This window comes from Streptococcus sp. 45 (assembly GCF_900108865.1).
GTDB classification, from domain to species: Bacteria; Bacillota; Bacilli; order Lactobacillales; family Streptococcaceae; genus Streptococcus; species Streptococcus ruminicola.
Genome location: NZ_FNXZ01000001.1, coordinates 460,908 through 481,131, shown reverse-complemented (window position 1 = coordinate 481,131; position 20,224 = coordinate 460,908). Strand labels below are relative to the sequence as shown.

The 20,224-nt window shown below is 38.2% G+C and carries 17 protein-coding genes; 10 read left to right on the top strand and 7 right to left on the bottom strand.

Annotated elements, in window-relative coordinates:
* Positions 1 to 27: 27 nt before the first annotated feature.
* Both BMX18_RS02290 and BMX18_RS02285 read right to left on the bottom strand, forming a co-directional pair.
* Positions 28 to 1,797 carry an oleate hydratase gene (locus BMX18_RS02290; RefSeq protein ID WP_093814902.1) on the bottom strand — a complete coding sequence of 590 codons (1,770 nt, stop codon included), beginning with the start codon at positions 1,795 to 1,797 and terminating at the stop codon, positions 28 to 30.
* A 110-nt stretch (positions 1,798 to 1,907) separates the two neighbouring features.
* Positions 1,908 to 2,423 carry a TetR/AcrR family transcriptional regulator gene (locus BMX18_RS02285; protein WP_006532773.1) on the bottom strand — a complete coding sequence of 172 codons (516 nt, stop codon included), beginning with the start codon at positions 2,421 to 2,423 and terminating at the stop codon, positions 1,908 to 1,910.
* Between the two features lie 81 nt (positions 2,424 to 2,504).
* Between BMX18_RS02285 and BMX18_RS02280 the strand changes: the two genes are divergently transcribed.
* A complete protein-coding gene (locus BMX18_RS02280; RefSeq protein ID WP_093814900.1) occupies positions 2,505 to 3,380 on the top strand; it encodes a DUF3114 domain-containing protein in 876 nt (291 codons plus the stop codon).
* Positions 3,381 to 3,389: 9 nt separating this feature from the next.
* Here BMX18_RS02280 and BMX18_RS02275 read toward each other — a convergent pair whose 3' ends face one another.
* A complete protein-coding gene (locus tag BMX18_RS02275; RefSeq protein ID WP_093814898.1) occupies positions 3,390 to 5,756 on the bottom strand; it encodes an HAD-IC family P-type ATPase in 2,367 nt (788 codons plus the stop codon).
* 205 nt (positions 5,757 to 5,961) lie between these two features.
* Between BMX18_RS02275 and BMX18_RS02270 the strand changes: the two genes are divergently transcribed.
* From BMX18_RS02270 to BMX18_RS02255, 4 genes are all read left to right on the top strand, one after another.
* Positions 5,962 to 6,654 (top strand): response regulator transcription factor, encoded by a 693-nt coding sequence (locus tag BMX18_RS02270; RefSeq protein WP_093814896.1) that lies wholly within the window; start codon positions 5,962 to 5,964, stop codon positions 6,652 to 6,654.
* Complete coding sequence (locus tag BMX18_RS02265) at positions 6,626 to 8,104, top strand: sensor histidine kinase (RefSeq protein WP_093814894.1); 1,479 nt, start codon at positions 6,626 to 6,628, stop codon at positions 8,102 to 8,104. Before BMX18_RS02270 ends, BMX18_RS02265 begins: the two co-directional genes overlap by 29 nt.
* 201 nt (positions 8,105 to 8,305) lie before the next feature.
* Positions 8,306 to 8,608 (top strand): hypothetical protein, encoded by a 303-nt coding sequence (locus tag BMX18_RS02260; protein ID WP_074602537.1) that lies wholly within the window; start codon positions 8,306 to 8,308, stop codon positions 8,606 to 8,608.
* A gap of 212 nt (positions 8,609 to 8,820) precedes the next feature.
* Positions 8,821 to 9,429, top strand: coding sequence for a TVP38/TMEM64 family protein (locus BMX18_RS02255; RefSeq protein ID WP_093814892.1), 609 nt, complete (start codon positions 8,821 to 8,823; stop codon positions 9,427 to 9,429).
* Positions 9,430 to 9,466: 37 nt separating this feature from the next.
* Here BMX18_RS02255 and BMX18_RS02250 read toward each other — a convergent pair whose 3' ends face one another.
* The 4 genes from BMX18_RS02250 to BMX18_RS02235 are packed head-to-tail and all read right to left on the bottom strand — an operon-like array spanning position 9,467 to position 12,437.
* Entirely contained in the window at positions 9,467 to 10,114 is a 648-nt protein-coding gene (locus tag BMX18_RS02250) for an amino acid ABC transporter permease (protein WP_093814890.1), read from the bottom strand.
* A 12-nt stretch (positions 10,115 to 10,126) separates the two neighbouring features.
* Complete coding sequence (locus BMX18_RS02245) at positions 10,127 to 10,834, bottom strand: amino acid ABC transporter permease (protein WP_039696506.1); 708 nt, start codon at positions 10,832 to 10,834, stop codon at positions 10,127 to 10,129.
* A gap of 15 nt (positions 10,835 to 10,849) precedes the next feature.
* Positions 10,850 to 11,662 (bottom strand): transporter substrate-binding domain-containing protein, encoded by an 813-nt coding sequence (locus BMX18_RS02240; RefSeq protein WP_093814888.1) that lies wholly within the window; start codon positions 11,660 to 11,662, stop codon positions 10,850 to 10,852.
* A 10-nt stretch (positions 11,663 to 11,672) separates the two neighbouring features.
* Positions 11,673 to 12,437, bottom strand: a complete 765-nt coding sequence (locus BMX18_RS02235; RefSeq protein WP_039696508.1) for an amino acid ABC transporter ATP-binding protein — start codon at positions 12,435 to 12,437, stop codon at positions 11,673 to 11,675.
* 311 nt (positions 12,438 to 12,748) lie between these two features.
* Here BMX18_RS02235 and yycF point away from each other — a divergent pair, with 311 nt between their 5' ends.
* From yycF to smc, 5 genes are all read left to right on the top strand, one after another.
* Positions 12,749 to 13,459 carry a response regulator YycF gene (yycF, locus tag BMX18_RS02230; RefSeq protein ID WP_039696509.1) on the top strand — a complete coding sequence of 237 codons (711 nt, stop codon included), beginning with the start codon at positions 12,749 to 12,751 and terminating at the stop codon, positions 13,457 to 13,459.
* Positions 13,452 to 14,804, top strand: a complete 1,353-nt coding sequence (vicK, locus tag BMX18_RS02225) for a cell wall metabolism sensor histidine kinase VicK (RefSeq protein WP_093814886.1) — start codon at positions 13,452 to 13,454, stop codon at positions 14,802 to 14,804. Before yycF ends, vicK begins: the two co-directional genes overlap by 8 nt.
* The gene (locus BMX18_RS02220) at positions 14,805 to 15,614 is read left to right on the top strand and encodes an MBL fold metallo-hydrolase (protein ID WP_093814884.1); all 810 of its coding nucleotides are present in this window, start codon (positions 14,805 to 14,807) and stop codon (positions 15,612 to 15,614) included.
* A gap of 231 nt (positions 15,615 to 15,845) precedes the next feature.
* Positions 15,846 to 16,532, top strand: a complete 687-nt coding sequence (gene rnc, locus BMX18_RS02215; protein ID WP_020917219.1) for a ribonuclease III — start codon at positions 15,846 to 15,848, stop codon at positions 16,530 to 16,532.
* Between the two features lie 152 nt (positions 16,533 to 16,684).
* A complete protein-coding gene (gene smc, locus BMX18_RS02210; protein ID WP_093814882.1) occupies positions 16,685 to 20,224 on the top strand; it encodes a chromosome segregation protein SMC in 3,540 nt (1,179 codons plus the stop codon).

Below are 20,224 nucleotides of genomic sequence, written 5' to 3'. Positions count from 1 at the left end.
TAGTGATAAAAACTTTGTTATGAATGATTATAACAAGTGGTATTCTTTGAGTAATTCTTCGATATAAGTGCCGTGCACTTTCTTAAGAGCTTCTTTGAGGACGGCTTTTTCTGCCCAAGGAATATCAATCTCTGTTAGTGATTTTTGGTCATTTAGATAGTAAAGGGCATTGAGTAGCATGCGAACATCAAAGGCTGACGCGAAGACTTCAGGAACACCGCGGTCAACATCAAGTAGTGTGTAGACGGCTTCCATAGCTGTTCTGACAGAATATTCTGTGGTAAAGACAGTGTCACGTGGTGTTTCAGCATAGTTACCAATAAAGGCTAAGTTTTGACTATCTTTTGGCACTACCAATGGGCGGTCATTCAAGCCACGTGGCATGAAGTAAGTAGTGATGTAAGGCATGTGGCAAGGAATAGTTGAAGCAGTATCAGCAATTTCTGCAATTTCAGTTTCAGGGACTCCCATGTGGTAGAGCCATTCTTGGCAAAGTTCTTTACCAGTACATTCATCAGGGCGTTTTGCAATATAATTTCCCTTACGGTCTGTGTAAAGAGGGTAAAGCCAAACGACCAGTTCATTATCTTTTTGAACTTTGAAATGCGGTTGACGGCTGATAGAATAGCCAAGGAGCCAGTTAGAATCTTTAATGCTTGTTGGACCGCTGGTTACGATTGAGCCACTGTATGGGTCTTTGTGGTTAACGGCTTCGATATAAGGGGCGATACGTTTGTCCTTGAATGTGATGGTAGCTGAGATAGTCCAGTTAGCATCTGGAATGTTTTGGCAGAATTTTTCTGGGTGACCAAAGCTTTCATCTTGGGCAGCCAATTTTTTCCAGAGTTCCCAGCTAGCGCCTAATTCGTGTTTAACAGGAGCTGGGTGGTCGTTGTCACCATAAGTTGTGCTTTCGGTGATTGAACCATTTGTGACAAAGACCAAATCATTTTCACTTAAAAAGAGTTCTTTTGCTTGACCTGCTTTTGTAAATTCAAGCTTGCTTGCCACTTTTTTATTGCCTTTGCGGTTAACTAAAATATTTGTCACGGTAGTATCATAACTAAAATCAACACCATGTTCAGATAAGTAATGGACGATTGGTAAAATCAAAGATTCGTATTGGTTGTATTTTGTGAAGCGAAGGGAAGAAAGATTTTTGAGGCAACCAACGTGTTGAATAAAGCGCATGAGATAGCGGCGCATTTCCATGGCACTTGACCAAGGTTCAAAGGCAAACATTGTACACCAGTAGAGCCAGAAATTAGAATTGAAAAATTCGTCATCAAAAACTTGGTCGATTTGAACATTTTCTAGTTTGCTTTCAGGCATTAAAATCAAATCAATGATTTCTTTGATGGCTTTTTCAGAAAGGGTTAGGTGACCATCGTTGGGCAGAGCTTTTCCTCGATTGCAAATGATACGTGTCTTGGCATAACAAGGGTCTTCTTTGTTGAGCCAGTAGAATTCATCCAAGATTGAATGGTCTGGATTTTCAAGGGAAGGAATGGAGCGGAATAAGTCCCAGAGTACTTCAAAGTGAGGTTCCATTTCACGACCGCCACGAATAATATAGCCTAAGCGATCGTTTTTGATACCGTCCATGCTACCACCGGGAAGGCTCAAATCTTCTAGAATATGAATGTGATCGCCAGGCATTTGGGCATCACGGACAAGAAAGACTGCTGTAGAAAGAGCTGCTAAGCCACTTCCGACAATATAGGCTGATTTGCCATCGACGTTTTCAGGTTTTTTAGGACGAGCAAATGCTTCATAATTACCATTTGAATAATACATACATGTCAACTCCTTTGTTAAAATCACTTTTATTAAAACGCTTTCTTTGAGAAAATAAAATAGACAGGAAATCTTTCCTGTCTAAATTTTTGACACTTAGCTGACTTTGTCTAGTGATTCAAAAGTTGATAAATACGCTTGGCTAAGGTATCAGGATTTTCTTGCAATCCTGAATCAATCCAATCAAGGATAAAACCAACCAGGCCATATTTGCAAAAATGAACCCTAAAATCAAGTTCACTGGCACTTAAGTCAGGATTTTTGGCTTTTAGGACTGGTTTGATTAAGTCATAAGCTCGGTCATATAAAAAATGCTCCAAATAATTACGATTGATAGAATAATAGGTGTTGCAGACAAACGCTTTGTTGGCTAAAATGTATTGAAAAATCGCAAGCATGCCTTTTTCCCAAGAATCGTCTGTTCGGTTATCACCAATCATTTGCTCACCATCTGAAATATATATCTTTTCAAGCAGGTCATACAAATCATTGAAATGATAGTAAAAGGTTTGACGATTGACATGCATGCGCTGAACCAACTCTGTCACAGTTACTTTGTCAAAGGATTTTTCCTGCATAATGTCTTTTAAAGTGCGGGCAAAGGCCTCTTCAGTTAATGTCTTCATAAATTCCCCTTCATCTATAACTATTTTATCATAAGCCCCTTTAAAAAAGGTCTTAGCGCTGTAATGTGCTATAATTGACCTATGAAAATCGGAGATAAAGACTTTTTCCTTTTTTGGAATCATAGCAAAGCTGCTACCTCTAGCAGCCAAGCAAAACAAGTATTAACAGAACTGATGACAATAGCAGATATGCCTTTAGAACTAACAGGCGAAGTTGTTCAGACGCGTCAGTTGATGAATCATTTTTCAGATGACCTAGCTCCTGATCATTCTTTTTGGAGTGAATTAGCAGAGGTGGTACAATTAGCTTTTCCAGGAGAAGATATGGCAGAGGATACCTTATTAGCTCACCAGCTTCATCAATTTCGCTATGTTATTTCTGCCTATCAAGCTCAGTGGGTTCGAGAACATTTCCCTGAGAAAACAGATTGGTTGTCATTGTTGGCCTATTTAAAAGGTAAAAGAGAGCGTCGTTTTTGGCGAAGACAATTTGATTTTGATTTGACGGAATCAGCTCGTCTTCATAATAAAGCCCCTAAACGAGCGATTTTAGGGTTTGAATTGCCAGTTAATTTTAAAATCTTGATGGCTTTTCACACGGAATTTATCCTTGATAGCAAGGGACGATTTGCTAATGAAATTGACCCTCAAGGTCAGACTCATAATGGTATCATCAATGGTGCTAGTTTTAATTATGCTAATCACAATGATAAAAGGCATTATGAGCTTGACGTAGCAGCTATAAAACGTCATGACCCTCTTTTTCGTAAACACATTTTAGCTAATCAAGGAAATGCTTTTCGTGCTCCACTCTGGATTAAACGTCGCCGTCACGTAGACTGGGAGCGCAGCTATTTTAATAAAAAAGGCCACTACGCTAATCAAGGACGTAGCAGCTATAAGATGGTGAAAGGTTTGATTCAAAGATTTCGAAAAGAGTTGCGCAAACATTCATAAGATGCCGCTTTAGTCAGCGAGCATCTTTTTTATGGCTAAGCGCCATTTAGAAAGCAAGTTTGGAATGCTTTCAAATAAGAAGGTTAAACTTCTCATCACAGTCACCTCTGCAAGAGCAAAAATAAGACAGAGCACCATACTTTCGTTACTAAATTCATTTAGCATGAATAGTGAGCGTAGCGATGGATTGAGGCAGCAAATGATAAAACCGATAAAGCAAGTGATAAAAATAGAAATTTTATACTTGTTGAGCGGTTTTGAAACGTTTTTCAAAATCAAAAATCCAACAACAGCTAGAAGATAAGTGCTTGCAATCCCAATATCTCCTTGAGGAATATCGAATAGTTGACCAAAGACAACCAGACAAGCAATCGCTGAAAATGAAGTCAGCGAAGCAGGCAAAGAAGTCAAAATAGTTTCTTTTAAAAAGTTTTGATTCTTTTTGGCAGTATTTGTTTCCAACGACAATAGGAAAGCTGGAATTCCAATATTAAACATTGAAATGAGCGATACTTGTGTAGGAGCCAATGGGTAAGTAAAAATGGTGATGATTGAAAAGATCGCAAGTAGCATTGAAAAGATGTTCTTGTATAAGAATAAGGTTGCTGAGCGCGTGATGTTATTGATGATTTGGCGACCTTGAGACACAATATCTTTCATTTTTGAAAAATCTGAATCAAGCAAGACCACCTGGGCTGCTTGACGAGCTGCTTCGCTACCACTTCCCATTGCAATAGAGCAATCAGCTTCTTTCATCGCTAAAATATCATTGACACCGTCTCCAGTCATTGCGACTTTGTATTTGTTCTTTTTGAGGGCAAGCACCAAATCTTTCTTTTGTTCGGGAGTCACTCGCCCAAAAATGGTATGACTTAGCGCAGCTTTTTCAATGTCTTCCTTAGTTTTTAAAGTACTGGCATCGATGTAGTTTTCTGAATCTAAAATCCCTGCTTGATTAGCAATTTTTGAAGCGGTTAGAGGGTTATCACCAGAGATGACTTTAATGGCAACGTCGTTTTCATTGAAGAATGAAAAAATTTCTTTAGCGTTTGCTCGGATATCATTTTTTATAGCTACAAATAGAAGTGGTACTGCATGGTCTTTGGTCATTTCAACTAAAGCTAAGATGCGTTTACCGTCTGAAGCATATTGAGTGAGTTTGGCTTGATTGACTTCTAGCATGTCCTGGTTTAGTAAGATATCAGGGGCACCTAAACGATAAGTGGTGTTTTCTGTTTTGATTTGAGAATATTTGACTTTGGATGAGAATGGGGTTGCTTTAGCATTTTTAAAAGCTTCTTTTGAGGTGAAATATTCTCGCAAAGCCAACATTGTAATATTAGAATCAGGGATAGTATTGATGTAGTTAGAAAGAATTTCTTGGTTAGTGGTTAAATCTTTTTGTGCGACATGCTCAGGTAAGATAAGATCTGTTACGGTCATTTTATTTGCCGTGATGGTTCCTGTTTTATCCACGCATAAAATGTCAACACGAGCCAAAGATTCAATGCTTTTCATGTCGTGTAACAAAACTTTTTTTCTAGCTAATTTCATTGCACTGATAGCAAGAGCAACAGTTACCAGTAAATAAAGCCCTTCAGGAATCATCCCAATCAAAGCGCCGACTGTTGACACGATACTGTCACTAAATGTTTTGTGATTTAAAAACAGTGATTGGCTAAATAAGGTGATACCAATGGGGATAATGATAATTCCGGCAAATTTGATGATGCCTTCGATAGCACGAATCATATCTGTTTTTTTGTGTTTAACTTCTTTAGCTTTTTGCGTTAGTTTGGCGGCATATGAATCGTTTCCGACTGCGGTTAGTTTTGCGAGGCATTTTCCTGAGATAATAGAGCTACCTGATTTTAAATCACTGCCGATGACTTTTTCAATTTCATCTTCTTCACCTGTTAGAAGAGATTCGTTGACAGAGACTTTCCCATCGACTAAAGTGGCATCGGCAGGAATTTGTCTCCCTTCATCTAGTAAAATGATGTCATCAAGCACCAATTCATCAATAGGGACAGATTGGCATTTTCCATCTCTGATAACTTGGTAGGATGATTTTGAAATGACATTCAGCTGGTCTAATACTTTTTTAGAGCGCAGTTGTTGAGCGATTCCGATGATAATGTTAATGATGATAACAGGTAAAAAAGTTAAACTTTTAAATGAACCAGCAATAATCAATAATAAGGTGATAATGGCAAAGATTAAATTGAAGTAGGTAAAGATATTTTGACGAATGATAGAGCTTGTTGTCGCCGCATTTTCGTCGACCATTTTATTATTTTGACCATTTTTTAGACGTTCTTCAACCTCTTTGATTGATAAGCCAGAAATGTTATTTGTTATCAGTTTTTCATCCATTTTTGCTATCTCCTGAAATCTAATACTAAAAAAATTTAATGATTCTTACTAGGTCAGGGTAATTCTACTTTACTTTTTTAGGGAAATCAAGGAAAAACGGGGTCTCAAATTGTAAGATTTTTGTGGCAAGTTTAGCTAGCTTTGGAGCTTTTGAGAGGAATTATGGTATGATGAAGGTAAGAAATTAAGCAAGTCGAGGTGTTCTATGGCAAAGGTTTATGTAGCAGATGATGAGAAGAATATTCGTGATTTGATTGCTTCATTTTTGCGTGATCAAGGCTTAGAAGTTGAAGTCTTTGAAACAGGTGACCAGTTGCTTTTGCGTTTTATGGAAGAAGAAGCGGATGTGGTTATTCTTGATGTCATGATGCCAGGAACAAGTGGTATTGATATTGCGGCTATGTTGCGTAAACGCTCTGAGGTGCCTATTATTCTTTTAACCGCGCGTGATAGTGATGATGATTTTGTGAAGGGCTTTTCAGCTGGGGTTGATGATTATTTTACCAAACCATTTTCACCCTTGAAATTAAGCTTGCGCGTCAAAGCTATTTTAGCGCGCCAACCAGTAGCTAAAGAAGCTACAAATGAAGAGGCTAAACCTCTTGCTTATGAAGGTTTGGAGCTTTCAGATAAGGACCGCTCTGCAACTTATCAAGGAAAACACATCAAGCTGACCAATACAGAATTCGAGCTATTGAAAGTTTTGTTGTCGCACAGCGAGGAGGCTGTTTCACGTGATGACCTTTTGCGTCTGGTTTGGGGCTATGAAAGTGATGTTGAAACACGTGTGACAGATGATACTATCAAACGCCTGCGCAAAAAATTGAGAGGGGTTGAGAGTCATGTCCTTATTGAAACGGTTTGGGGCTATGGGTTCAAGCTCACGAAAAAAGACTAAAAAAGACAGTCACTTAAAGAAGAAAAGGTGGCAATCGCGTTTTCGAACGACCTTGTTTTTGCAGCCACTGACGATTTTGATTACTTCCTTCGCCATTATTTTGCTAGTCTTTAATGGTTTGTTAAAGTTGTTTCTGGCTGAAGAAGCTTTTACAGCGATTCAAAATCAATACGATACTTTAGATGCACTTTATGTCGGTGAGGATTTGCCAAAAATTTCAGATGGTAACATCTTTGAAACTACTTATGCCATCGTTGATAAAAAGTTTGACATCAAATATATTTCAGCATCAACCTATGATTTGTCTGAAAAGCAAATTTCTGAGAAAGTCGTTGATTACTTTTCAGATAACAAGTCGATTGATTGGTTTGATGATGAATTTGATAATAGTTCGCAGCATTTTAAAAAGGTCAAGGTCTATGATTCGACTTATATGGTTAAGATGCAAGAATATCCTGGTACCTTTTCAGAAAGTTATATCAAGCAAGATAGTGATGACAGTAAGTCGCAAAACTATTATGTCTTTGTCTTTGCTAATGTCACTCCGATTGCGGACTTTGAAACCTATATCAATTACCTTTTACTATCTCTGATGGTAATCGTTGGTTTAATTGCTATCATAACCATCTTCTTAACCTCACGGAAATTAGATAAGCATTTTGGAGCTTTGAAATCTTACATTTTACGCGTTGGTAACCGTGAGGGTGATTTGCAGCCAGAAAATTTTGCTTACCGTGAATTTAACGAAGTTGGTCAGACCGTTGAGAAGATGAATGACATGATTGATGCTAACCAGCGCAGTCAGCAACTCTTTTTCCAAAATTCTTCTCACGAGCTGCGCACTCCGCTCATGTCCATTCAAGGTTATGCAGAGGCTATTAAAGAAGGAGTGGCTGCGGATGACCAAGAAGCAGCTAGTGTAATTTTAGATGAAAGCAGGAAAATGGCAGAGCTGGTTGATGATATTTTGACTTTGTCCAAAATGGAATCCGCTCAGCAACCTTTGAAACTAGAAAACTTCAATATGGTTGATTTGCTTTACGATGTGAGTTGGCACTTAAAAGCCAAAGCAGATGCGCGTGGTCTTGTCTTTGACCATCGATTTGCTTCTGACTATCTAGATATTGAAGCTGATGAAAAGCTTATCGAGCGAGCTATTGCTAATATCTTATCAAATGCGGTTCGTTACGCTAAAAAGACAGTTAGCATTTCTTGTGAATTGTTAGAAAATCAAATGCTTGAAATTCGCTTATCAAATGATGGAAAAGCTATTTCTGATAAGGATAAAGCTCATCTTTTTGAACGCTTTTATAAAGGTGAGGGAGGCCATTTTGGTATTGGACTTGCCATCACTAAGGAAATCATTGACCGCCATCACGGTGAGATTCAAGTGACTTCAGATGACCAAGAAACATGTTTTGTCATTAGACTTCCACTGCGACAATATTAGAGAAATCCCCATTTAGATTAAGTATCTAGATGGGTGTTTTTCTTTTCTTACACTTTTGTAAGCGGGAGATTCCTTAAAATAAGATAAACTAAATTGAGGCCAAAACTTGCCACACTTTTGCCACAGCTTTTCGAGACTTTATCCAAGCTTTCTCAAGTAATCTTCGTTATAATATGGTTACAATATTGAAGCGAGGAAAAGATGAAAGGAATTAAGAAGTATTGGGCTATTCTTGTCTTACTTGGTTCACTTGCTTTGGGGCTTTTAGGAACTTATGCTTATCATCAATTTGGCTATAAGTTAACGACAAATGAGATCAAACAAATTGCTTACCAAAACGCAGGAATTAAGAGTAAGGATATAAAATCACAAGAATTTGTAAAAAGTAGAACTGGTTTAGCAGCAACTTATGTGGTTAAACTAGAAACAAATTCAAAATCATATGCCTATACTATCAATGCTTCTTCAGGTTCTATCATCGAACGACACTACAAGAAAAAATAAGCCTTGGCTTGGTATTGGTAAAGAATGAAATGAAAGAGGAATTCAATCTTATTGCTGAATTGAATGTAATATCAGAATGAAAAAGAAGATTATGTATGTATTGCTATTAATCGTTTTGCCACTTGCTTTGATTAGTTATCTATTAGAAGTATTTGGGTTAAAACTCATCAGTTGGCGACGATAAGACTACGACAATTAAGGGAGGGGATGCGATGACAGAAACAGGATCACAGAGAAAATACATTCAGATTTTAACTGGAATTGGATTTATTATCTCCATTGCTTTGTTTATTTTCTTCAAACAGCACCCAGCTTACTTCCAAGTTGGCGGGCTTTTCCAAAGTTATTTAGGAAATCTTGGCCTCTTTGCACCGCTGATTTTTATGGCTTTGCAAGTGGTTCAGGTGATTTATCCAATTGTTCCTGGTGGGATGACCAGTGTGATTGGTTATATTGCTTTTGGTCCGATTTGGGGATTCGTTTATAACTTCACCGGTATCTTTATTGGTTCTTTTATCGCCTTTGCTTTGGCGAGACGTTACGGAGAAACATTTGTGAAGGCTTTTGTTTCCCAAGAGACTTACGATAAGTATATTGGTTATTTGGATAAGAATAACGGGAAATCTTATGCGATGATTCTTGGAGCTGCTTTTGCTCTACCTGGTTTCCCAGATGACTTTCTTTGCATGGTTTCTGGGCTATCAAAAATGTCGTTTAAGAAATTCGTTACGATTTTCCTGATTACAAAACCTGTCACACTCTATCTCTATACGATTATTGGTTACAAAGGACTTAGCTATTTGCTTACTTTATTCCAATAAAAAAGCTCCAGCTTTAAAGCTGGAGCTTTTTGTTGTTTTATTCGGCTGCTTTTTCCCATTTTTTAGCTAAGCGACGAGAAATCGTTGAAATGCTAAAGTTAATCACAAAGTAAATGGCAGCGATAAGAGCATAAAGGGTAAAGACTTGACTGGTTTCGAAATAGCGTCCCATCAAGATTTGACTTTTACCGAATAATTCTTGAATAGCGATAACAGAGTAAAGAAGTGAAGTATCTTTAATAACTGTTACAAATTGTGAAATGATAGCTGGCAACATTTTACGAAAAGCTTGTGGGAAGACAATGTAGATAAAAATCTGGAAGTTTGTCATTCCTTGAGCTAGACCAGCTTCTGTTTGTCCATGGTCAACACCATTTAAACCACCACGAATGATTTCTGCAAGAGCAGCAGAGGTAAAGACAGTGAAGGCTGTGATACCAGCAGGTGTTGACTTCATTTGGAAAACAAGAAAAATAATGAATATCCAAAGCAAGTTTGGTACATTGCGGACAAATTCAATATAGATACTTGAAATCAAATGAAGTACAGGATTTTTTCCATTTCGCATGACGGCAAGCACTGTTCCGATAAGCGTTGAGAGTACAATGGAAATAAATGAAATATAAATGGTTAGCCACAATCCTTGGAGGATGAAGCTAAGGTTGGTCGGTGTTAATACTGACATTTAATTCTCCTCCTAAAGTGAATATGATTTTTTGTTTTCTTCTTCTTTGTGGCGCGCCCAAGTTGCTAGTGGGAAGCACATGATGAAGTAAAGGAGTGCTGCACCAGCAAATGCAGGAACATAGTTGGTTGTTTCGTAAGCCCAAGCTTTGGCTGTGAACATGATATCTGCTCCAGAAATAATGGCAACAGTAGAAGTATTTTTAATCAAGTTAACCACTTGGTTAGTTAGCGGTGGCAAGATAGTACGCACAGCTTGTGGCAGGATAATCAAACTCATGGTTTGACTATAAGTAAATCCTTGTGATAGTGCTGCTTCTGTTTGACCTTTTGGAACGGCTTCGATACCTGAGCGAATGACTTCAGCGATATAAGCCCCGTGATAAAGTCCAACACAAAGGACAGCTGTAAAGAATGTTGAAATCATGATAAGACCATTTGTCATAATGGCAAGACCATAATAGACGAAAACAAATTGTACCAAAAGTGGTGTGTTTTGAAAGACTTCTACATAAACACGAGCAATAGCTTTTAAGACTTTGCTTTTTGATGATGACATTGCACCAAAAATCACACCGAGAACAAAGGCTAAAAGCAAAGCACAAAATGACATCCCTAAGGTGTATAGAAAGCCTTTGGCAAATTCACCAAAGTTGGCGAAGAAATCTGCCCAACGTGAGAGGGCAAATGGACTCGCTGCTGCGGTTGTTAATAAAAACATGTCAATTCTCCTCCCTTAATTATTCTCTGCTTTTGCAGGTTTTAAATCATATTTATCATAAAGTTTTTGCAGGCTGCCATCAGCTTTCCACTTGGCTAGTAAGTCATTGACATAATCAATGGTTGCTTGGTTAGATTTTTTAGCTGCGATACCGTATTCTTGAGTATTGAAACCTTCATCGATAATGTCAGTTTTTTTGCTGACATAACCAGTCAAGATTGACTTATCAACTGAGAAAGCATCGATACGTTTCGCGTGAAGTGAAATAGCGAGTTCTGGGAAAGAACCAAGTTGAACAAATTTGAATTTTAAGTTATGTGCTTTTCCGTATTCTTCAATTGTCAGTTTAGTTGTTGAACCTTGAGCTACTCCGATAGTTTTACCATCGAGGTCAGAGATTGTTTTTAAACCTTTACCTGTATTAACTAAAAAGCCAATCTCGTCATAATAGTAAGGATTTGAAATAGCATAGGAAGCTTTACGCTCATCAGTAATTGTATAAGTGGCAATCAAAAGATCGATTTGTCCGTTATCAAGAAGGGCTTCACGAGTTTGAGTGGTAACAGCTGTGTAAGCAACTTTAACACCAAGTGTTTTAGCGATTTTTTTCGCTAAATCAATTTCCATTCCTTCATATTTGCCGCTCTCAGCTGAATAATAGCCGAAGTTTGGGACGTCTTGCTTGACACCGACTTTAAGAACGCCAGCATCTTGGATTTTTTTAATCTGCTCAGATGTTGTATCAGCAAAAGTTTTTGAAGCAGTGAAAAAGCTCATAAAGAGCAATGAGAGACTAGCTAGAACGGCTAAACAAATTTTTTTCTTCATAAGAGACTCCTTATTTTTGAGAGACATTATCACTGGTGTGATTAATGACTTTGCTCAAGAATTGTTTAGCACGTGGCTCTGTAGGATTATCAAAGAAACCTTGAACATCGGTTGTATCAACGAGAATTTGTCCTTCAGCCATGAAAATAATACGATCAGCAACTTCACGAGCAAAGCCCATTTCGTGGGTAACAACAACCATATTCATACCTTCTTTAGCAAGATTTTGCATGACAGCAAGAACATCACCAATAGTTTCTGGGTCAAGCGCGGATGTAGGTTCGTCAAAGAGAAGGAGCTCTGGTTGCATTGCTAGGCCACGAGCGATTGCCACACGTTGTTTTTGACCACCAGACAGCATGCCTGGATAAGAATCTTTACGATCCCACATATTAACGTAAGTTAAGAATTTTTCCGCAATTTGTTCTGCCTCTTCTTTTGATTTTCCAAGGACTTTAATAGGTGCTAAGGTTACATTTTCTAACACGGTTTTGTGCGGATAGAGGTTAAAATGTTGGAAAACCATGCCGACTTCTTTACGAAGTTGCACCAAATCTTTGGCAGAAGCGTTAGCTAATTCGTGTCCATTAACCTTTAAGCTACCTGTTTCGATTGATTCGAGTGCGTTCATTGTTCGGATAAGAGTTGATTTACCAGAACCTGATGGGCCAAGAAGAACTACGACCTGCCCTTTCTCGATTTCTAGGTTAATATTTCTGAGGGCGTGATAGTCGCCATAGTATTTTTCAACGTTTTTAAATTCAATAAGTGCCACACTTGTCTCCTTTTCAAAGATAAGAATTTCTTGTTAGGTTTTCTAACATCTAACAAGATGGGTTAGTTTATCTTACCACATTGCTTTGTTAACTGTCAAATATTTCAGAAAATTTAAATAAGTGATAAGGGAAAATAGATTGAATTTTAAGGTCAATTGTTACGTTCTGGTTTCAAAAGTATCCAAGGTTTCCAATTAATCTTGAATTTTGATATAATTAAGGATAGAGGTCATTTTTGTAAATAAAATGACATAGAAATTGTTGTTTGAGAATTTTTTATTCTACTGACATAGAATTGAAGAGGTGACATATGAAAAAAATTCTTATTGTTGATGATGAAAAACCAATTTCAGATATTATTAAATTTAACTTAACTAAAGAAGGTTATGAAACTGTTACGGCTTTTGATGGTCGTGAAGCAATTGCTAAATTTGAAGAAGAAAATCCTGATTTGATTATCTTGGATTTGATGTTGCCAGAATTGGATGGACTTGAAGTTGCAAAAGAAGTTCGTAAAACAAGTCATATTCCGATTATTATGCTTTCTGCTAAAGATAGCGAGTTCGATAAAGTTATCGGTCTTGAAATCGGAGCAGATGACTACGTCACAAAACCTTTCTCAAATCGTGAATTGTTAGCACGTGTCAAAGCACACCTTCGTCGTACTGAGAACATCGAATCAGCAGTTGCTGAGGAAAATGCTTCTTCATCAAATTCTGAAATTACCATCGGCGATTTGAAGATTTTGCCTGATGCCTTTGTCGCTCAAAAACGCGGCGAAGACATTGAATTAACACACCGTGAGTTTGAATTGCTTCACCACTTGGCAACTCACATGGGACAAGTGATGACGCGTGAATACCTTTTGGAAACTGTTTGGGGTTATGATTACTTTGGTGATGTCCGCACAGTTGACGTTACTATCCGTCGTTTGCGTGAAAAAATCGAAGATACTCCAAGTCGTCCAGAATACATTTTGACACGTCGCGGTGTTGGTTACTACATGAAGTCTTATGAATAATACAATGGTACAGAATCAATATCTTTTTGAACAAGCCATTCTTTTCTTATTAGCTTTTGTAGCCATTTATTTTATTCATTTGGCTATCAGAGATTACAGGACGTCAGTTAATATTCGTCGTTTGAGTGGTAAGGTTCGTGAACTGATTACAGGAAAATACACAGAAGATATTATCATTGAAAAAGACAGAGATTTAGCAGAGTTGGCTGGTCAGTTAAATGATTTGTCAACTGTCTTTCGTTTGGCTCAAGAAAATCTAGCTCAAGAAAAGAATCGTTTAGCAAGTATTTTGTCTTATATGACTGATGGGGTGCTAGCGACTGACCGTTCTGGAAATATCACCATGATTAACCAGACGGCTCAAATGCAATTGAATCTTGAACGTGAAGAAGCTCTTGGGATGAATATCGTTGACATTCTTGGCGATGATAGCGACTATTCTTACCACGATTTGGTGTCTAAGACGCCAGAAATTGTTCTAAACCGTCGTGATGAGACGGGAGAATTTATTACTTTGCGTATTCGATTTGCCTTAAATCGCAGAGATAGTGGTTTTATTTCTGGGCTGATTGCTGTCTTGCATGATACGACGGAACAAGAAAAAGAAGACCGTGAACGTCGCTTGTTCGTTTCTAACGTTAGTCATGAATTGCGTACGCCACTTACTTCGGTTAAATCTTATCTTGAAGCGCTGGATGAAGGGGCTCTGAAAGAAGATATTGCACCAAGTTTCATTAAAGTTTCTTTGGATGAAACCAACCGTATGATTCGCATGATTTCAGATTTGCTTAATCTGTCTCGAATTGACAATCAAACGGTGCAGCTAGAAGTTGAAATGACTAACTTCACAGCCTTTATGACGTCTATTTTGAATCGTTTTGACCAGATTAAAAGTCAACACACGGTTGCTGGCAAGCAATACGAGATTGTCAGAGACTATCCAATCAAGTCAATCTGGGTTGAAATTGACCCAGATAAGATGACACAAGTCTTGGATAATATCCTAAATAATGCCATTAAGTACTCACCAGATGGTGGAAAAATCACTGTTAGCATGAAGACGACTGAAACTCAGTTGATTATTTCGATTTCTGATGAAGGACTTGGTATTCCGAAGAAAGACTTGCCGTTAATCTTTGACCGTTTCTACCGTGTTGATAAGGCTAGAAGTCGTGCCCAAGGTGGTTCAGGGCTTGGACTTGCCATTGCTAAAGAAATTGTCAAACAACATAAAGGATTTATTTGGGCTCAAAGTACCTATGGTAAGGGCTCAACATTTACAATTGTTCTTCCGTATGAGAAGGATTCTGATATTTATGATGAATGGGAGGATGACGAGGACTAGATGTCTGAGAATGCTTTTAAATACAGTGTCTTAGCCTCCGGTTCAACTGGAAATTCATTTTATGTGGAAACGCCACAGAAACGTCTTTTGATAGATGCAGGTTTGACTGGTAAGAAAATTACCAGTCTTCTTGCTGAAATTGACCGAAAACCAGAAGATTTGGATGCTATTTTGATTACGCACGAGCACTCTGACCATATTAAAGGAGTTGGAGTGCTGGCTCGCAGATACAATCTTGATGTGTATGCCAATGCCAAAACTTGGCAAATGATTGATGATCGCAACATGATTGGAAAACTTGATGTTGGGCAAAAACATGTCTTTGAACGTGGTAAAACATTGACTTTTGGTGATATTGACATTGAAAGTTTTGGAGTCAGCCACGATGCTGTTGATCCGCAGTTTTACCGTTTGATGAAAGATAATAAGTCATTTGTCGTGCTGACTGATACTGGTTATGTTAGTGATCGAATGGCGGGTGTGATTGAAAATGCTGATGGTTATCTGATTGAGTCAAACCATGATGTTGATATTTTGCGTGCGGGTTCTTATCCATGGAGCTTGAAGCAACGTATTCTATCTGATCGTGGTCACTTGTCAAATGAAGATGGTGCTGATACCATGATTCGCACTATCGGCAATCGCACAAAAAGAATTTACCTTGGACACTTAAGTAAGGAAAATAATATCAAAGAATTGGCACACATGACTATGGAAAATAACTTGATGCAAGCAGATTTTGCTGTTGGTCATGACATGACTGTTTTTGATACATCACCTGATGAAGCAACGCCTTTAGCAGGTCTATAAGAACAAAAACCTAGCACGAAAGAGCTAGGTTTTCTTGTTACCCTAAAAAACGTCCCTATAATAGAAAAGAATTACAGGGATTTTAGGGAGAATTCCCATTTTTTCTAACTTTCTGGTATAATAAAATAGTCTATAAAAAGAAAATTATTGTTTTAAATAAGCTAGCCTTTTGAGATTAGGAAAAGGCTTAATTGATTAAAAATAGACCAATTTTTGAAGGGAGATTTATCTATGCAAGCTTTAGATACAAAACTTCAGCGAGACTTTGGAATCGCATTTGAAGATAAAACATTGCTTGAAACTGCATTTACTCACACATCTTACGCTAATGAACATCGCCTCCTAAACATTTCACACAATGAACGCTTGGAATTTTTAGGAGACGCGGTTCTTCAACTTTTGATTTCTCAGTATTTGTTTAAAAAATATCCGAAGAAACCAGAAGGTGATTTGTCTAAGATGCGTTCTGTTATTGTTCGTGAAGAATCATTAGCAGGCTTTTCACGTTACTGTGGTTTTGATGAATTCATCAAACTTGGTAATGGTGAAGAAAAATCTGGTGGACGTAACCGCGACACTATCTTAGGTGACTTATTTGAAGCCTTTCTTGGTGCACTTTTGATGGACCAAGGGGTTGAAGCGGTTAATAAATTTTTGAATCAAGTCATGATTCCGCAAGTTGAAAAGGGTAACTTTGAACGTGTCAAAGATTACAAAACAACCTTGCAAGAATTATTGCAAGGCCACGGTGATGTCACTATTGACTATCGTGTGTCAAATGAATCTGGTCCTGCGCATGCCAAAGTCTTTGAAGTGACTGTGTATGTCAATGACGAAGCTAAAAGTAAAGGAATCGGAAAATCTAAGAAATTAGCTGAGCAAGATGCTGCTAAAAATGCGCTTGCCACTCTTCAATAAGACGTTTGAAAGGAATTCGTAAAGGCAAATGTCCAACCTGCCCTAGGTCATATGATACGTGTTTGGCGTAGCCTAGAAGACGATAAGAAGGTCTGTTAAGCTCTTCTTAGTTGTTAGTTCGGGAAGGTCTTTGCCTTTTCATCTCTCATTTTATGTATTTAAAAGAAATTGAAATGCAGGGCTTTAAGTCCTTTGCAGACAAGACGACAATTGAATTTGATAAGGGAGTTACAGCCGTTGTAGGTCCAAATGGTTCTGGTAAATCTAACATTACCGAAAGTTTACGTTGGGCGCTTGGGGAATCTTCTGCTAAAAATTTACGTGGTGGCAAGATGCCAGACGTCATTTTTGCTGGAGCTGAAAACCGCAAACCATTGAACTACGCTCAAGTTGTTGTTAGCTTAGATAATTCAGATGGCTTTATCAAAGATGCTAAAGAGACGATTCGAGTAGAACGACATATTTACCGAAATGGCGATAGCGAGTATTTGATTGATGGTCGCAGGGTGCGTTTGCGTGATATTCATGATTTGTTTATGGATACAGGTCTTGGCCGTGATTCTTTCTCAGTTATTTCGCAAGGTCGCGTCGAAGAGATTTTCAACAGTAAACCAGAAGAACGTCGTGCGATTTTTGAAGAAGCGGCTGGTGTTTTAAAATACAAGACACGTAAAAAAGAAACACAAACTAAGCTCAATCAAACCCAAGATAACTTGGACCGTCTAGATGATATTATCTACGAACTGGAAGCTCAAGTGAAGCCTTTGGAACGCCAAGCGCAAGTCGCTAAAGAGTTTATTGGCTTGGAAGATGAGCGCAAGCAACTTCATTTGAATGTCTTGGTAGAAGATATTCAAACTGATAAAGTCCGTTTGGATAGCTTGAAGGAAGATTTGGCTAGCATCAAGTCAGACTTGTCAGCTTACTATGAACAACGTCAGCAATTTGAAAAACAAAATCAAGCCTTAAAAGCAAAACGTCACCAATTGTCTGAAGAAATGGCGACAAAACAGGCTGGCTTGGTAGATATTACAAAAGCTATTTCTGACCTTGAACGCCAAATGGATTTGATTGCCTTAGAATCAAGTCAAAAAGAAGAGAAAAAACAAGTGGCTACTAGCCAATTAGCTGAGCTTAAGGCTAGTCAGGAAAGCTTACGAGAAGAATTAGCGCAAAAAGAAGGTCAGCTGACAAAATTAGATGACGAATTGACCGAAACTACAGCAACGATTCAAAAATTGCAAGCTGAATTGGATCGCTTTTCAACTGACCCAGATCAAGTCATTGAAAAATTACGTGAAGAATTTGTTAGCTTGATGCAAGAAGAAGCAGATTTGTCTAACAAGTTAACCATGACACAAGCTGATATTGATAATCAAAAACAATTATCAGAATCAAAATCTGAAGAATTAGCACAGACACAGGCTAACTTGGAAGAATTAAAAGCAACTGCTAAAGAATCTCTTGAAAGCTTTGAAGTCGCACGCAAACAAGTTAAAGAGCTTCTAGATGCTTATCAGGAATTGTTTGCTAAGACAAGCCAACTTGAAAAAGATTATCAAGCTGAGCAGACGAAAATGTTTGACCAGTTAGATGTCATTAAATCTAAGCAAGCTCGTAAGTCTAGTCTTGAATCTATCCTTAGAAATCACAGTAATTTCTACGCAGGTGTTAAGTCTGTCTTACAAGCTTCTAGCCAACTTGGTGGTATCATTGGTGCTGTAAGTGAGCATTTAAGCTTTGACCGTAAGTATCAAACAGCCCTTGAAATTGCTCTTGGTGGCTCAAGCCAACATGTGATTGTTGAAGACGAGGCAGCTGCAAAACGTTCAATTGCCTTCTTGAAGAAAAACCGTCAAGGACGTGCCACTTTCTTGCCGCTTACGACTATCAAAGCGCGTCATTTATCACAACAAAATCAAGCTATTTTGTCTTCTAGCCAAGGATTCCTTGGTGTGGCAAGTGACTTGGTGTCATTTGATAAACGCTTGGACAATATTTTCCAAAATCTTCTTGGAGTAACAGCTGTTTTTGATACGGTCGATAATGCTAATAAGGCTGCGCGTGCATTGCACTATCAAGTGCGTTTGGTAGCTTTAGATGGTACTGAGATTCGCCCTGGTGGGTCATTCTCAGGTGGTGCCAATCGTCAAAATAACACCACATTTATCAAACCAGAGTTAGACAATCTTGTGGCTGAATTAAATGACCTTCAAGAAAAACAAGTCGCACAAGAAAAATTGGTTCAAACTCTTCACGAAACATTGCTAGCTAACAAAGAAGAATTAGCTAGCCTGAAAGCTCAAGGTGAAGAAGCTCGTTTTGCAGAACAAAAAGCTGAATTGGAATACCAACAATTGGCTGAACGCTTGAACGATGTTAAGCAACTCTGCAAACAACTTCAAGAAAGTGAGACTGATAACAGTTCAAATGATTTGGAATCTCAAAAAGCTCACTTTGAAGCTGAGTTAACAAAAGTTGCTGAACGTAAGCAAGAGTTGACAAGCCAGATTGACCAAATCAAAGAAAATAAAAATGCCATTACGCAAAAAGTTGAACAACTTCGTCAAGACTTGTCACAAGCGAAACTTCAAGAGCGTGAACTTCTCAGCGAACGCAAGTTTGAATCTGCCAACAAGACACGTCTTGATATCAGCTTAGCTGAAAATAAAGCAGAAATGGCAAAATGTGAAGATTTACTTGCCTTTCATGCGAGTGATCAAGAAATTGAAAACTTGCCACTTCTGAAAAAACAACATGACGAAGCTGTGACAAGAAAAGCAAGCGAAGAAGAACGCTTGGTTAGCCTTCGTTTTGAACTGGAAGATTGTGAAGCTAATCTTGAAGAACTCGAAGAACAAGTTGCCAAAGAAAATCAAAAAAATGAAGAATTAATCCGCAAACAAGCCCAAGTTGAAGCCCAAGTTGCTCAAGTTTCTGAACGTTTGCGTGGCTTCACACACGATTTGACAGAAGATTATCACATGACCTTGGCTGAAGCCAAAGAAGCTAGTCAGGTTGTGGAAGATATGGCTATTGCTCGCGAACGTCTGCAAGATTTGCGCCGCCGTATCAAGGCATTAGGACCAATCAACTTGGATGCTATTGCTCAATACGATGAAGTTAATAATCGTTTGACTTTCTTGAACGGTCAAAAAGAAGATTTGGTTCATTCTAAGAACCTTCTACTTGATACCATTAATGACATGGATGATGAAGTGAAATCACGCTTCCAAGTAACCTTTAATGCCATTCGTGAATCCTTCAAGCAAACCTTTACGCAAATGTTTGGTGGTGGTTCTGCTGATTTATCATTGACAGAAGGTGACTTGCTGACAGCAGGGGTTGAGATTTCTGTCCAACCACCAGGTAAGAAAATTCAATCCTTGAATTTAATGTCAGGTGGGGAAAAAGCTCTATCAGCTTTAGCTCTGCTATTTGCCATTATTCGTGTCAAAACCATCCCATTTGTTATTCTTGATGAGGTGGAAGCAGCGCTCGATGAGGCAAATGTCAAACGTTTTGGTGACTACCTCAATCGCTTTGATAAATCAAGTCAGTTCATCGTCGTTACTCACCGTAAAGGAACTATGGCAGCCGCTGATAGCATTTACGGGGTAACCATGCAAGAATCAGGAATTTCACGCATCGTATCCGTTAAATTAAAAGATGCTGAAAATCTTGTGGAATAA